The following is a 15,506-nucleotide window of genomic DNA, read 5'->3' on the forward strand; positions in this document are numbered from 1 at the left end:
TTCTATTTTACTTCAAAATCTATAATAAATAATGTTTCTAAATTGGTCTTATGTTCCATTCTTTTTTCAAGAGCTTCAATTAATTCTTCTCTTTTTTGTTTAACTTCATCTTCAATATCAAAAATATCTCTTCTCTGCTTTCGTTTTAACCTTTCTAGTTCTTTTATCTTTTTATTTAAATCATTTTGTTCTTCTAATGATATAGCTCTTCTAGCTTGTCTTTCCAACACTCCATAACTTCATTTAATATTGCTCTTGCATGTTGCTTAAAATCATTTAACAATCTCTCTTCATAACTATTTGTAAAATTTGATTTATCAACACTTGCGCCACATTCAAACAACTTTTTACATACTTCAGGGGGAAGTATTTCTCCTGAAGTTAAATATCCATTAAATAATAAATATTCTTCTCTTTCAAAAGAATCTATAGTAAATTTACTTAAAATTAAAGAACCACTTTTACCTTTTAGCTGTTCAATAACCAATATTTTTGTTCTATGATTTGTAATATCAAATATTAATTTTGATTTTTTTAAGTCTCTTTTTAATGCATTATTGATTACATATTCTCCAATTGGATGAGATATTCTATATAAGTAATTACCATCAATATTTTTCTTATTTTTATCTTTAGAAATTAATTTATAATTACCTTTTACAAATGCTCCATTAATGTTCTTGTAAAGATTAAAAGTTAATTTTTCATCTTCAAATTCCGCAAAGTTTTTTAATTCATATTTTGTTAATCTCCAAAATAATTTTTCATATCTATCTAGAAACAATTTTGCTTTATCTAGCTGCACTTTTAATCTTAAATGAACATCTTCATCAAAATTATCAAGTAGATTTTTCTTAGTTTCTTCCATTTTTGAATTAATTGTTTGTTCCATTTCTTTTTGTAATATGTTAAATTCTCTCTCTATATCTTCTGGATTTCGACAGTTTTGATATATATTTAAAATTCTTCTTTCAAAATCTACTCCTGATTCTAAACTACCAAGAACCTCATCTGATGAACCAAGCACACCTTTAAATAAGTTAAATTTATTCTCTAAAAGCTCATAAACTCTTCTATCAGCAGCATTTCTTTCATTCAAAAAATTAACTACGACGACATCATGTTTTTGTCCATATCTATGACATCTTCCTATTCTCTGTTCTATTCGTTGTGGATTCCAAGGTAAATCATAGTTGATGATTAGTGAACAAAACTGTAAGTTAACCCCTTCAGCTGCTGATTCTGTAGCTATCATGATTTCGGCTTTATCTCTAAAATATTCAATCAAAGATGCCCTTTTATCAGCCGATTTTGAGCCACTAATTTTTCCTGTATTTTTATTATTTTCAAGCCATTCAATATAATCAAGTTTATTAAAACCTATTTCAATAGCTTTAAGCAATGCATTTGATTTTGTATCTATTTTTATCTTTCTTGCTAAACTAATAAACTTTTCAATTTCTTTGATTTCATTTTCTATTTTTTCTATATTTATTACCTTTTGTTGTAAACCAATATTATCATCATCTTCAATATCTTCATTATCCTCATGTACTTGACATAAAATATCTACATCATCTATATAATCTTCAAATAAGTTACTCTCTGTCTCAAATCCATCTTTAATTTTAATAAGCCTATCTTTTATAGTCTTTAATGTACCAATAATAGCTTCAGTTGAAGAAGCTAACAATTTCCTAAGAATCAAAGTTGTTAATGTTCTTTGACTTTTGGGTATGGCATATGTATCTTCTCTTTGTAAAAACTCCGATATTTTTTCATATAATTCATATTCCTCATCTGTTGCGCTGAATTTTTGTGTAAGTAGATGCCTCTCTGTATATTTTATGTATTCAAGAACATCTTTTCTTAAAGTTCTATGAGTAAATGTTTTTAATCTTTCTTTTAACTCTGCTATTTCACCCTGATTTATAAATTGTGAACGAAATGATTTTATATCACCAAAAATATGTTCGTCAATCAATATAGATAACCCATATAATTCCAACAATGAATTTTGTAATGGGGTAGCCGTTAAAAGAATTTTTTTCTTATCTTCAACAGCCCACCTAATTCCATTTCCCATCTTATTATTCTTTTTATAAACATTTCTTAGCTTGTGTGCTTCATCTATCACTACTAAATCCCAGTTTACAAGTCTTATATCCTCTTTTTTTCTATTAGCAAAATGTGTTGATACTATTATTACTTCATTTTGTTCAAAAGGATTAATAATACCATTTTTCTTTTTCTCGTTATATGTTTTTGTTTCTAATATAGTACTAGGCAAATTAAATTTTTCTTTTAATTCAATACTCCACTGTTTACGCAAAGAAGACGGACAAATTACTAATATTTTTCTTTTTCTTTCAGCCCAATATTGACACATCACAAGTCCTGCCTCAATGGTTTTTCCTAAACCAACTTCATCTGCCAATATTACTCCCTTGGATATAGGAGAGCGAAAAGCAAATAAAGCTGCTTCAACTTGATGTGGATTTAAGTCAACGGTAGCATCAAACAATGACATTGATAATTTCTCTATGGTGTTACATGAGTTCTTTCTAATTAATTCATTTGCATAATATTTTGTATGATATTCTGTATAATTCAATTTTATCCCCCTAAATTAATATATCTATATCATGTGTTTTGTTCCCAATTATTTTAACACCTAAGATTATAACACACAATCTATAAAGCTTAAATATTAGCATAAAATCACTATATAAACAATGGCTAAATAAAATTTTTTATGATATATAATTTTCTTCTATTTTCAATTCTAAAATCAAAAAGTGATTTTAGAATTATTCCATTCCCCCTTTTCTATATAAGGAAACCATTTCTAAAATCACTTTTCCATATATTTTTCGTTTAAAATCATTTGTAACCTTATTTAACGTTCATATAACGTTCCTAACAAAAACATTAGGTTCATAATAGGAACTTTATTAGTTTTTTACTTGACTTTATTTTTAATGAATTTCTATAATGCCTCAATAACAAAAGAAAGGATGTGTTGCATATGGAGAAACTAAAAATAGATTTACAATTATTTAATATAATAACAATAGAGAATTGCCTTAACTGCACACCAGTACTTCATAAGCTGGACCAACTTATATATAATAAAACAAAGGCAATTATAACAAAATCACAAAATATTCCTGACAAACAAGAACAATTATTATTTATCTTAACGCAATCATTGCTAAGAATTTCCAGAGAAGCCACTTGGCTGAAACTTCAAAAAGAGCACAATTTATGCTTACAATACCTCTACACACTTATCAAAAGGCAAATATATATGAATAATCCTGAAATAATTTAAGTTAAGATGGCCATATTGGCTATCTTTTTTAATAGCTAAAAAATCCTATCTGCATCTACATAATGTTTAAGTATGTGTTAATATATAATATGTATATTAGTCAAATCTCTAAATCCCTTTATTTTATGTGATTCAGGACATTTTTTAAGCGTCAAAATGTTACCATGATTATTTTAGTGTATAGGGGAAAACAATAATTTCTAAAAAATATAAAGGAGCAGTGATTTACCTCACTACTCCTAAATTTTATAAATTATTAAAAATATCAAGAACATCGTCAGGCAGGTTGCTTTCTTCTAAGTTTTCTTCTATACTGTTATCACTTTTAATTTGCCAATTAACCTCTTCCAAAACCTCTCTAACTGCTTCTTTAATTATTCTCTTTTCATTTAATCTAGTATCTTCGGCAAGTACTATATTTACAACGAAATTAGTCATATTTCCTTTGTTAGCCTTTATTATTTTATATGCTTTTTCAGAGTCTTTATCATCTAAATTGAAAGCTAAATTTATCCTTTGTATACTCATTTAAATCACCCTTCGTAGTGCTTGTCTTCCTAGAATAGAATATCCATATATATTTGAAAATTCGTCCATGAATTCTGCATATCCAATATTATCTGTTTTCTGCTCAATGTGTTTTTTTAGCAGTTGACTTCCCCCACCAACAAAAAGGACAGGATTTATTGTTGTAACATATCCTAATTCATTAACTTTAGATAATAAGTTAACAACAAAAGTATCCACCTTTTTATTAACTAAAGCATAAAGTTCTTTACTAATAAATAATGTATCTGCTTCCCCTTTGATTATTTCTTCTATTTGTTCTTCTGTTAAATTTATTCCTTTTTGAAAAAATTCTTTCTTTATATCATTGATTAGATGAATAATGCCAAATGGAATTGAGTTACATGATGAATTTATCAGCAATCCTTTACTTGTTGTTCTGCATAGGTCAGTTGTATATCCCCCTAAATCTATAATTGTCAGTTGAGTATTCTTATAATCGTGAAATTTTGATATCATCGCTGCATATCCTTGAGCCCATACAAAAACATCTGTAATATCTATTTTATAATGCACATTTTCATATTCAAATTCTATATCTTTCCTCATAAAATATTTTTTGTACTTTTCTTTTAATTCTCCATAATGTATTAGTGGTAAACCAACACTTAAAATAATATCTGCATGTTGCTTATTCCATTTTTTCAAATTTAGTGCTATCGCCTTCAATGATAGTATAAAGAATTTATCATCTATCGTCTTATCGTTCATCACTGAAAACCTACCTTCTCCTATCACATAATATTCTCCGTTATATTTAAGAACATTCTTATTTGTAACAGGTTCTTTTTCCATAACTGTATAACCTGTGTCATATTTAATACCATATTCACTTTTGATTTGTTTGTTACCATGGTCAATGCTAATTATTGTTGTTTCCATTGCAACTACCTCCCTCTATAATCTTTAATTTCTAAGTTCCTTTAAGGTACTAACATTAAACAGAATTATTTATTTTTATTTCAAGTCTTTTTTGAAAAAAACACTCACTTTATTAGTGAGTGCCTTTAAGGAGAATTACTATGAGTTTATAAAAATTTTAGATACCATTTTTAAAGTTATGAAACCAATTTATCCTTCATTATTAAAATCAATCTTTCTAGTTAATGTCAAGTTTATTTTCTTTTTATCCCACTAATTTTATCTATTATATCCCAAATATTCTTAGCTCTTACTGCAAAGAAATCTATTATTATTGCTATTATAAAAAAGATTACTGCAATAATAATATACATTATTATATTTTTCATTACAGAATCATGATATCCCCACAATTCAAAAACTTGAGTAATATAAGTCCCTATCCAAATTAAATAGTAAATTCTTCTGGCCACTTTTAAATGTTTATCTTGATATTGTGGTAATAGGGAAACTACACAATGTATAATCAAAAATGCTGCCACTATCTTCATGCCTGATATAAAAACCATATAAAATACCTCCCTAATACTATGGTTAACATAGTCAATTAATAAATTATATTTACATACTCTTTTTATATAAATTTATCTATATTGACTTCAAGTATTTAAAATAAAAAAGCATATAGCTCTAGAAATTTCACTAAAGCTATATGCCAAAATGTTGGAGAAATTATAAATAATATAAAATCATCAATGAATTGAAAAAAAGACAAATATATATATTTACACTATTGAAAGTCAAGTAGAAAATTATAAAAATTTTTATTCCCATAAAATCAAGGTTTTCATCAATTTTTGTATAAAAAAAGACCCACTCTCCACTACATGAAATTTTAGGTGTTATACTAAAATTGTAAGGGGCTGGCCAGTAAATATCTTACTTATATACAAAATATGTAATTTTAAAAATATCAAATAATAATATATTAACAAAATTATACCATAAAAACAAATAAAATAAAAGACATTATTAACAGATTGGAGGAATTATCGTGATAAATAATAACATTAATATAAAAACTACTATAAATCAAGCTATTAACTTCTTTATGAATTATCTATACGCAAACAATAATTCAAAACAAACTATTGTTTGCTATACAACTGATTTAAATATATTTAAAAATTTTGTAAAATCAAATTTTACTGGAGTAAGATACATTCAACAACTTCGTCTAAGCGACCTGAATCAATATTTAGCTCACTTGAGAAAGCAAGTTGAGCATAAGGAAATACAAGCTGCCACAATGGATAGAAGAGTGTTTTCTCTTCGCTCCTTTTACTCCTTCTTATACGACGATAGACTTCTTGACTATAATCCAGCAAGCAAACTAAAATATAAAAAATCTCAAAATAAATCTGTTCCAAATTATTTAGAAGAGCATGAACTTGACCATTTATTTAAGGTAATTGAAAACACAAATGATAGAAATAAATACAGAGACATAGCTATTTTTGCATGTTTACGCTACTTAGGAGCAAGAAGAACAGAAGTTACAAATCTAAAATGGAGTGATATCCATTTTACAACCCAACAGATAAAAATATATAGGGAAAAAACAAATACTTATTCCATGCTCCCTATGCATCCTAAATTAGTAGATGCATTATTACAGCTATATAATGCTACATTTGATAAAACAAAAGAATATGTATTTATATCTAGACAAGGAAACCAATTATCGAAGACTGCCTTTAATAGCGTAATTAATAAATATGTAAATCTTGCAAGTATAAATAAGGATTTTAAAATTACTGCTAGAACCTTTAGACATACCTTCTGTACTATTGCAGCAAAGAAAAATATTGCATCACAGAAAATTATGGAGTTTACTGGTCATAAAAGTGCTGATACCTTATCTATCTATTCAAAAATGAATACTTCTCACCTTTCTGATTTACTAGCTGCAATGTAGAATATTAATTAAAGGGCATGAATATCATGTCCTTTTTTCATTGACCTATAAATATATTTTGTAGTATCATTAAATTATAATTAAATATGCTTGTCCAAAGTACATGTGAAATTGATAAACTCGGCTATAGATATTGCAAAAACAGTCTATAACTAGAAAAACACCAGCCTTTAAGCTAGTGTTTATCAGGTTTAAACGAGCAAGTCTGTAAGCCGAGTTCTGTCTTAGATAGTCATCTATCTAGGCCTACTGTTGCCAGTAGGCTCAAGCGACCTACCAACGGGACGGGAGCGAGCAACCCCCTTTTCACGTCCCTACTTGGTCTTGCTCCAGGTGGGGTTTACATAGCCAACTAGTCGCCTAGTTGCTGGTGAGCTCTTACCTCACCTTTCCACCCTTACCACAAATAAATTGTGGCGGTATATCTCTGTTGCACTTTCCTTGGAGTCGCCTCCACTGGGTATTACCCAGCACCCTGCTCTACGGAGCTCGGACTTTCCTCGTCTACCTAAAAAGGTATCCGCGACTATCCGACTTACTCGTTATTTAGTTGTATCAATAACGAACTTTATAATATCATAAAATATTAGTCTTGTCAAAGTGTAAATATTTTACTAAAAACAACTTTCATCATCTATAAGTTTTTTAATATCTACAGAAGGATGATTTTCATATTTTATAACTTCACCTTCCCAAGTTCTTATCATTACAAAATCTTTTCCTCTTGAAATTAAATACTGCGGAAGTATAGGAGTCTTTCCTTTTCCTTTAGGTGCATTAACTATATACGTTGGAATAGCAAGCCCTGATGTATAGCCTCTTAAATACTCCATAATTTCAATTCCATCATCAATAGAAGTATTAAAATGAGTAGTTCCTTTAACATGTTTAGCATGGAAAATATAATAAGGTCTTACTCTACATTTTAAAAGCTCATGATTTAAACATCTCATAACAAATTTATCATTATTTATACCATTTAAAAGAACAGCTTGATTTCCTAATGGTATACCTGCATTTGCAAGTCTTTCACAAGCTTCTTTTGATTCTTCTGTAATCTCCATAGGATGATTAAAATGAGTATTTATAAATATAGGATGATATTTCTTAAGCATATTACAAAGTTTATCTGTTATTCTCTGAGGCATTGTAACTAACGTTCTACTACCTATTCTAATGTAGTCAACATGAGGAATTTTTCTCAACTCACTTATAATCCACTCTAAATAATCATCTGGTAAAGTTAATGGATCTCCACCTGTTATTAAAACATCTCTTATTTCTTCATTATCTCTTACATAATCTATAGACTCTTGAATAACTGCTCTAGGTTTTGCCTCATCACATTGTCCTATATTTCTTCTTCTTTGACAATGTCTACAATACATAGCACATTCATTCGTAACATTTATTATAAGTCTATCAGGATATCTTCTAGTTATACTACCAGCTGGATTAGTATACTCTTCTCCCATAGGATCTAAATCATCTACCGAATCTTTTAGTTCTACATATGCAGGAATAGACATAAGCTTTATTGGATCAAACTTATCATCAGGATCTATTAAACTTAAATAGTAAGGAGATACAGCCCATCTAAACTTTTCTCCTACTTCTTTAATTTGTTCTATTTCCTTTTGACTTAAATTTATTATCTTAGATAAAGTTTCTACATCAGTAACTCTATTTTTTAATTGCCACTTATAGTCTTTCCAATCTTCTTCAGTTCCACCTAATATACTTAAAATTTTCTTTTTTCTTTCTTCTAATTCAGATTTTTTTTCTAAACCCTTAGGTATGTGCTTTCTAGCTTCAATATAATCCTCAATTCTACTTTTTAACTCTTTCGCTCTTTGTAAAGAAATCTGCTTTTTCTTATTTTCCATATATTACCTCCTTGTTGTATTTTATATATTGTATTTTGTTCAGAATTTTCAATTTATATTTTTAACAAAATTACTATCGATTTATGATTTAAGTAAAAAATAAAAATTTAGTTTATTAACCAATTATATATTATTATTTTTAATTTATCATTGTGAATATTGAACTTAGAATGTGTTTTTTTGAGAATGAGCAAGATTTTAACAGAAAGGAAAAAATCATAAAAGCACTCAATTGAATTATAACATATATATTTTTTAAAGTAAATAATTATATTTTTATTCAATTTGTAATATATAACATATACATATATTTTGTATTAATATTCATTTTTACAACAAAAAGCCTATGCAGCATCTGCATAGGCTTTTTATCAATTTAACTAAGCAGCTATTTTATTCTTATTATTCTTATTTACTTTAAACAAAAACAACCCTAATATAGCTATACCAACTACTATCCCTACTACATTTGAAATACTAGAAGCTAATTTAAGTCCTTCTTTTGCTTGCAATATATAAGCTGTTGTAACCACAGTCATAAATGTAGCTGGTATTGTTGCTATCCAATGTAATTTTCCTTCCTTAGCTAAATAACTTGCACCTGCCCAAAGAACCATCATTGCCAATGTCTGATTAGCCCAAGAAAAATATCTCCAAATTACAGTGAAATTTATAAATGTAAGAGCTATACCTACTGCAAATAAAGGTATTGCTATAGAAAATCTCTTCATCAAAGTATCTTGTCTATAATTTATAGAATCTGCAATTGTAAGTCTTGCACTTCTAAACGCAGTATCTCCTGATGTTATAGGACATGCAACAACTCCAAGAAGTGCTAAAAAACCTCCTACTTTTCCAAGTAATGAACTTGATATAGTATTAACTACTACTGCAGGTCCACCTTTAGCAAGTTCTGTAGCTAGTCCTTCTGTTCCTCCAAAGAAACTCATAGCAGCAGCTGCCCATATTAAAGCTATTATGCCTTCTGCAATCATTGAGCCATAAAATATTCTTCTAGCTTCACTTTCTTTTCTAACACATCTTGCCATAAGTGGTGATTGAGTAGCATGAAACCCTGATATAGCACCACATGCAATAGTTATAAATAAAAATGGAAATATAGGTGTTCCTTTTGGATTCAAATTACTTAAAGTAATTTCTGGAATATTATATCCTTTTACAACTAATCCTCCAGCTATACCAAATGCCATTATAAGTAATGACGCTCCAAATAAAGGATATATTTTTCCTATTAGTTTATCCACAGGTAATATAGTTGCTAATATATAATATACTATAATTGCTACAACCCAAAAACTTTTATCTGGTTTAGTTAAATTAGCTAATAATCCCGCTGGTCCTGTAACAAATACAACCCCAACTAATATTAATAATACAACAGTAAATACTCTCATTACTTTCTTTATAGAATCTCCTAAATAAATACCGACTATTTCAGATGCACTAGTACCTTTATGCTTCATTGACAAATATCCTGATAAAAAATCATGTGTCGCTCCTGCAAAAATACACCCAAACACAATCCATAAAAATGCAGCTGGTCCCCATAAAGCACCTGCTACAGCCCCAAATATAGGTCCAAGTCCTGCGATATTTAAAAACTGAATCAAAAAAATTCTCGGCCAACTCATTGGTATATAATCAACGCCATCTTCCATTTCAACTGCTGGTGTTGGTTTAGAATCATCAATTCCAAATACACTTTCAACAAACTTACCATATATAAAATAACCTAATATTAAAATTATAATAGCTGAAATAAACGTTATCATATCGTTACCTCCTTCACTTTTAATTACTATATTACTTAAAATTATAATTAAACCTTATAATAAATAAATTATATTTTACATGAAATGCAAAAAAAAACACATAAAATGCATCTATATGCCCATTATGTGCTTAAATTTTTTTATATTTTTTCTGCTCACTGGAATTTCAACATCTAAATCTTTCAATTTTATATTATAAGTATTATTAAACCAAGGTATTATTTCTTTTATTTTATCTATATTTAAAACGTATGACCTATGACTTCTAAAAAATTTATCTTTAGGTAACTTATTTAAAAAATCTGAAATACTCATGTTAACTACGTATTCTTCATCTTTAGTATAAACCAACGTTTCCCTCTCACTTGCCATACAATAATAAATATCTTCTATATTCACTACTATCATTTTTTCACCTTTCCATAAAGTTATCCTATCAAATTTACATTTTTTATCTCTATCAAACTCAATTTTTTCGAGTTTCTTTAAGATAGTTACTATTCTATCTTCAGAATAAGGTTTTAAAATATAATCAAAAGCCTCTATTTCAAAAGCTTCTATAGCATATTCCTTATACGCCGTTATAAAAATTATTTTTGGTTTATATTCAAATTTGCTTATTATTCTTCCAAGAGACATTCCATCTAAATTAGGCATATTTATATCTAAAAAAATAATATCTACTTTATTATCTTCTATATATTTTAAAGCATCTACCCCATTATCAAATTCTTTTAATATATTAATATCACTAAAATTCTTTATAAAATACTTAAGTTCTTCTTTAGAAGGATATTCATCATCTACTATTATACAATTCACCACTCAACACTCCTAACTTACTATAAAACTAATTTTAGTTCCTTTTTCCAATCTTTCTATATTAACTCCTTTTCCATATATTAATTTTAATCTACTATGAATATTAAAAAGTCCTATTTTATTTTCACTAATACTCCCCTTATAAATATCTCTTATTATATCCTCACTTATACCTATACCATCATCCTCTATAGATATTTTCACCTTATTATTCTTTATTTTCTCTACTTTTATTTTTACTGTTCCTTTTCCTTCTCCTTCTAATATACCATGTTTTATTGAATTTTCTACTAAAGGTTGTATTATCAAATTAGGTATTTTTACATTTACATCTTCTTGTATATCGTAAATAACATTTAGTTTATCTCCAAATCTAGCTTTTTCTATTTCAACATATGCTTTTACTTGATTAATCTCTTTATTTATATCTATAAAATCTTCTCCACTTTCCAAGTTATGTCTTAAATAAGTTGAAAGATTAATTATAAGTTCTCTCGCTTTATTCGGATTTATTCTAACAAATGATACTATTGTATTTAACGCATTAAATAAAAAATGAGGATTTATCTGAGCTTGAAGAGCTTTTATTTCTGCTTTATTAGCCATTTCTCTTATTCTTTCTAATTTTCCTATCTCAAGTTGAGTAGATATTATATGAGAAAGTCCTATAGCTAAAGTTTCATCTCTAAATGTTATTGAATCTTCTTTTCCATAATAAATTTTTAATACTCCTACTATTTCATCCCTATCTTTTAAAGGAACAATTATTGCAGATTTTAAAGGACAATTAGGATTAGGACAATTTATTTCCTTTTGAGATTTTAAAATTAAAATATCACCAGTATTTATTACTTTTTCCGTAGATTCTGTTAAAACTTTTTCCCCTTCTACATGATGATCTTCTCCCAATCCTACATGAGCTAATATATATTTTTTATCAGTTATAGCAACAGCATCTACTCCAACTGAATCTTTAATAACTTTACATACTTTTTTTAACGAATCATTATTTATATTTCTAAAATAAGGAAGAGTTTTATTAGCTATTTCAAGAGCAAGCTTAGCTTGTCTTCCCGCTATTTCTTCTTTTTCTTCAAAGATATTTTCTATAATTAAAATTACAATACCTATTCCTATACCATTTACCAAGGTCATAGGTACATAAATTTCCTTTACTATTAAAAAAGCATCTTCAAAAGGTTTTGATAATATAAGTATTAACAGCATACTTAAACTTTCAACTAATATTCCACCTATCATTCCATATATCCATTTGTTTTTTTTAGGTGCTTTTTCATATATTATTCCAGAAATATAACCTCCTATTACCGTACTTACAAAACAAGGAATAGAAGTTATTCCTCCTATATCAATTAAATACCTATGAAATCCTGCTATTATTCCAGAAAGTATACCAACCAAAGGACCACAAAGTATACCTCCAGCCATAATACCTATTATTCTAGTATTTGCTATAGCTCCTCTAACATCAGTACCTATATATGTTCCTAAAATACCAAATACTCCAAATATTAAAGACAGTATAATTAAATCTCTAAGTTGAAATTCATCTTTTTGTATTATCTTTTTAAAACTTTTTATTTTAGAAATCAAAAAAGCAATCAAAATAACATATCCAGAATTATTTATTAAATTTTTCAGAAGATATATCATTCTATCATCTCCAAGTTAGTAGTTATAACATTAATTATAACAATTTATGGTCAAAAACCAAATAGCCAACCTATATTTAGGTTGACTATCATAAATTTATACATTATAAGCTAATTCTTTTTCATCTCCATATTTAAATACTTTAGCTACATATTCACTAGTTGATGCTGCCATTAATCCTCCATACTCAAGATTAAACTCTATTTTATCTCCAACTTTATATTCTTTGTCACTATCAGTAACATCTAATATTAAATGGTCCGAACTTGCTCCTAATATATCAATTTTTGTATCCATAGGTATTACTCCATCTACATTTATATCCTGCTTTCCTATCCCTACTATTGCTCTTTTTCTTATTCCTCTATCTTCATAATAAGGTTTATTCCCAAATGCATCTACTCCTATTTCTCCTATTGGAATAGATGGTTTTTCCTTTAATTCTATTATCTCACATACTAACTTAAACACATCTTGATATGTCCCCTCTATAACTTCTCCAAAAGCAGTTTCTCTACCAAGTGCTATCGCTTCTCCTAACCTTAAATTAGTAACCTTTTCTGGCATTTCACCTTTATCTAATAAATGTAGAGAACTCGAATTTCCTCCTGATATAAAACTTAACTTTATATTAAATTTATTCTCTATTTCTTTAGCTAAAGAACATAACCTTCCTAAATTTTCCTTAGACGGTATCACAGCTCCATAACATGTTAAATTAGTTCCAAGTCCTATTAACTCTATATTTTTCAACTTTAAAACTTTCTCTACAACTTTAAATAGTTCTTCTTCTTTAAAATATCCTTCTCTCAAATCCCCTAAATCTACCATTAAAGCTATTTTATGTTTTTCATTTAATATTCTAGCCTTTTCATCTAGTTTTTTTATAACTTCAAATTCTGAATTCAAACTTATATCAGCATATTTTACTACTTCTTCAACTTCTGTAATCATCGGTATTCTAATTAATATTTTAGATATATTTATATCTCTCAATTTTTTTAAATTTTTAATTCTTGAATCAGCTATATATTTTATTCCACTATCCTTTAAATATTTTACAACTTCAGGAAAAGCACAATATACTTTAGTAACAACCGCAGTCTCTATTCCTTTTTCTTTGCATTTCTTAGAAAGCACGCTAGCATTATGCTTCAATTTATTTATATCTATTTCTAACCTTGGATACAATTATATCACTCCTGTATACCCAAACTTTTTTTAATTAGAATAAGTGCTGCTTGAGGATATTTTTTTGATAATACTCCAAGCGATGCCATAATATAATCATTATCAACAAGTATTTTTGCTTCTTCTGTCGGAAATAATAATGTTTTAGTTGGATTTGATTTTGATATTTCTTTCATAATCTCAATTCTATTTGGAAGTCTAGTTAAAGCTCCACCAGTTCCTATTATATATTTAATTTCTGTAAGATCTTTACCTTCTGCTATTGCTGTTTTACCACCAGTTCCATATAAATTTCTTATTCTTCCCGCATGTCTCTCAATAGCTTTTAATACAGCTTCTTTAGTAAGTCTTTCGACAAATTTTATTTGAATATCTGTTTTAGGAATAGGAAGATGATTTTCTATTAAATAGTCTATATCTACATCAAGCTCCTTGGCTAAGTTATCTTTCCCTATTAAATCAACAATATTTTTCATATTTACATATACACCTAAATCCCCTTCTACAGTTCTTTTAGCTAAAGGTTCTGGACTTATAAGTATTCTATTTATTTTTTCACTTCCCACTGTTACAGAATGTAAATCTGTTGTCGCTCCACCTACATCAAGTACTATCAAATCGCCTAACTCTTCATATAATAATTTTGTACTCTCCATTACAGCTCCTGGTGTTGATATAATTGGTCCATTTACAACATCTCTTACATGTTCCATTCCAGGTGCATGAATTATATGATCTTCAAAAGCATCTTGTATTACTTTTCTAGTTGGCTCTATGTTTAATTTGTCTATTTTAGGATATACATTATCCACTATATATAACTTACTATTACTATTTTCAAATATTAGTTTCATTTCTTCTCTATTTTCTATATTTCCCGCATAAATAATAGGTATATTTAAATTCATATTGGCAATAAGTTCTGCATTGTAAAGCGCTGTATCTCTTTCTCCATAATCTACTCCACCTGCTATTAATATTATATTTGGCTGTATTTCCTTAATATTCTTAATATCTGTTTTTCTCAACCTTCCTGCTGTTACTTTGTGAATAATTGCTCCTGCTCCAAGTGCTGCTTCTTTAGCTGCCCTTGCTGTCATATCATACACAAGACCATGAACAGTCATTTTTAGTCCACCAGCAGCACTTGAAGTTGCAAGCATTTCTTCATATTCTATTCTATCTTCACCTAAATTTTTAGCCAAATTTTTAATTGCTCCGTTTAGCCCAATTCTTACATCACCTTCAAGAACTGATGTTGGAGCTTGACCCTGTCCTACAAATTTAGGATTAGATGTATTTATATTATCAAAAGCATTTACAACAGTAGTTGTACTCCCTATTTCAGCTACTAAAACATCTACTTTCAAATATATCCCTTCTTTCAAAGTGCCTAAAAA

At 28.0% G+C, this 15,506-nt stretch carries 13 protein-coding genes and 1 other RNA gene; 2 read left to right on the plus strand and 12 right to left on the minus strand.

The features are described 5' to 3' along the window. Window positions 1–2: 2 nt before the first annotated feature. A complete protein-coding gene (locus tag BUA19_RS11900) occupies window positions 3–227 on the minus strand; it encodes a hypothetical protein (protein WP_242939238.1) in 225 nt (74 codons plus the stop codon). Beyond that, window positions 194–2,614: an SNF2-related protein gene (locus BUA19_RS04580; protein WP_242939239.1), complete on the minus strand. Its 2,421-nt coding sequence runs from the start codon at window positions 2,612–2,614 to the stop codon at window positions 194–196. The genes BUA19_RS11900 and BUA19_RS04580 overlap by 34 nt, the downstream gene beginning before the upstream one ends. 414 nt (window positions 2,615–3,028) lie before the next feature. Here BUA19_RS04580 and BUA19_RS04585 point away from each other — a divergent pair, with 414 nt between their 5' ends. Then, complete coding sequence (locus BUA19_RS04585) at window positions 3,029–3,334, plus strand: hypothetical protein (RefSeq protein WP_072724163.1); 306 nt, start codon at window positions 3,029–3,031, stop codon at window positions 3,332–3,334. Window positions 3,335–3,580: 246 nt separating this feature from the next. Here BUA19_RS04585 and BUA19_RS04590 read toward each other — a convergent pair whose 3' ends face one another. The 3 genes from BUA19_RS04590 to BUA19_RS04600 all read right to left on the minus strand — a co-directional run bounded on the left by BUA19_RS04590 (window position 3,581) and on the right by BUA19_RS04600 (window position 5,331). Further along, window positions 3,581–3,862: a hypothetical protein gene (locus BUA19_RS04590; RefSeq protein WP_072724165.1), complete on the minus strand. Its 282-nt coding sequence runs from the start codon at window positions 3,860–3,862 to the stop codon at window positions 3,581–3,583. Further along, window positions 3,863–4,783 carry a ParM/StbA family protein gene (locus BUA19_RS04595; protein WP_072724167.1) on the minus strand — a complete coding sequence of 307 codons (921 nt, stop codon included), beginning with the start codon at window positions 4,781–4,783 and terminating at the stop codon, window positions 3,863–3,865. It abuts the gene before it with no gap. Between the two features lie 233 nt (window positions 4,784–5,016). Continuing rightward, window positions 5,017–5,331, minus strand: coding sequence for a hypothetical protein (locus BUA19_RS04600; protein WP_072724169.1), 315 nt, complete (start codon window positions 5,329–5,331; stop codon window positions 5,017–5,019). 485 nt (window positions 5,332–5,816) lie between these two features. On the opposite strand from BUA19_RS04600, the gene BUA19_RS04605 reads away from it, so the two are divergent. Beyond that, a complete protein-coding gene (locus tag BUA19_RS04605) occupies window positions 5,817–6,740 on the plus strand; it encodes a tyrosine-type recombinase/integrase (protein WP_072724170.1) in 924 nt (307 codons plus the stop codon). A 192-nt stretch (window positions 6,741–6,932) separates the two neighbouring features. Here BUA19_RS04605 and rnpB read toward each other — a convergent pair. From rnpB to BUA19_RS04640, 7 genes are all read right to left on the minus strand, one after another. After that, window positions 6,933–7,282: RNase P RNA component class A (rnpB, locus tag BUA19_RS04610), an RNA gene on the minus strand. A 72-nt stretch (window positions 7,283–7,354) separates the two neighbouring features. Then, entirely contained in the window at window positions 7,355–8,626 is a 1,272-nt protein-coding gene (gene eam / locus BUA19_RS04615) for a glutamate 2,3-aminomutase (RefSeq protein ID WP_072724172.1), read from the minus strand. 380 nt (window positions 8,627–9,006) lie between these two features. Next, window positions 9,007–10,419 carry a carbon starvation CstA family protein gene (locus BUA19_RS04620; protein ID WP_072724174.1) on the minus strand — a complete coding sequence of 471 codons (1,413 nt, stop codon included), beginning with the start codon at window positions 10,417–10,419 and terminating at the stop codon, window positions 9,007–9,009. A gap of 111 nt (window positions 10,420–10,530) precedes the next feature. Next, window positions 10,531–11,241, minus strand: a complete 711-nt coding sequence (locus BUA19_RS04625) for a LytR/AlgR family response regulator transcription factor (RefSeq protein WP_072724176.1) — start codon at window positions 11,239–11,241, stop codon at window positions 10,531–10,533. A 12-nt stretch (window positions 11,242–11,253) separates the two neighbouring features. After that, window positions 11,254–12,915, minus strand: coding sequence for a sensor histidine kinase (locus BUA19_RS04630; RefSeq protein ID WP_072724178.1), 1,662 nt, complete (start codon window positions 12,913–12,915; stop codon window positions 11,254–11,256). Window positions 12,916–13,011: 96 nt separating this feature from the next. Continuing rightward, the gene (gene orr, locus BUA19_RS04635; RefSeq protein WP_072724179.1) at window positions 13,012–14,106 is read right to left on the minus strand and encodes an ornithine racemase Orr; all 1,095 of its coding nucleotides are present in this window, start codon (window positions 14,104–14,106) and stop codon (window positions 13,012–13,014) included. Window positions 14,107–14,111: 5 nt separating this feature from the next. Then, entirely contained in the window at window positions 14,112–15,476 is a 1,365-nt protein-coding gene (locus BUA19_RS04640; protein WP_072724182.1) for a GlmL-related ornithine degradation protein, read from the minus strand. Between the last annotated feature and the right edge of the window lie 30 nt (window positions 15,477–15,506).

Origin of the sequence: Tepidibacter thalassicus DSM 15285, assembly GCF_900129915.1 — a bacterium.
Classification (GTDB): domain Bacteria; phylum Bacillota; class Clostridia; order Peptostreptococcales; family Peptostreptococcaceae; genus Tepidibacter; species Tepidibacter thalassicus.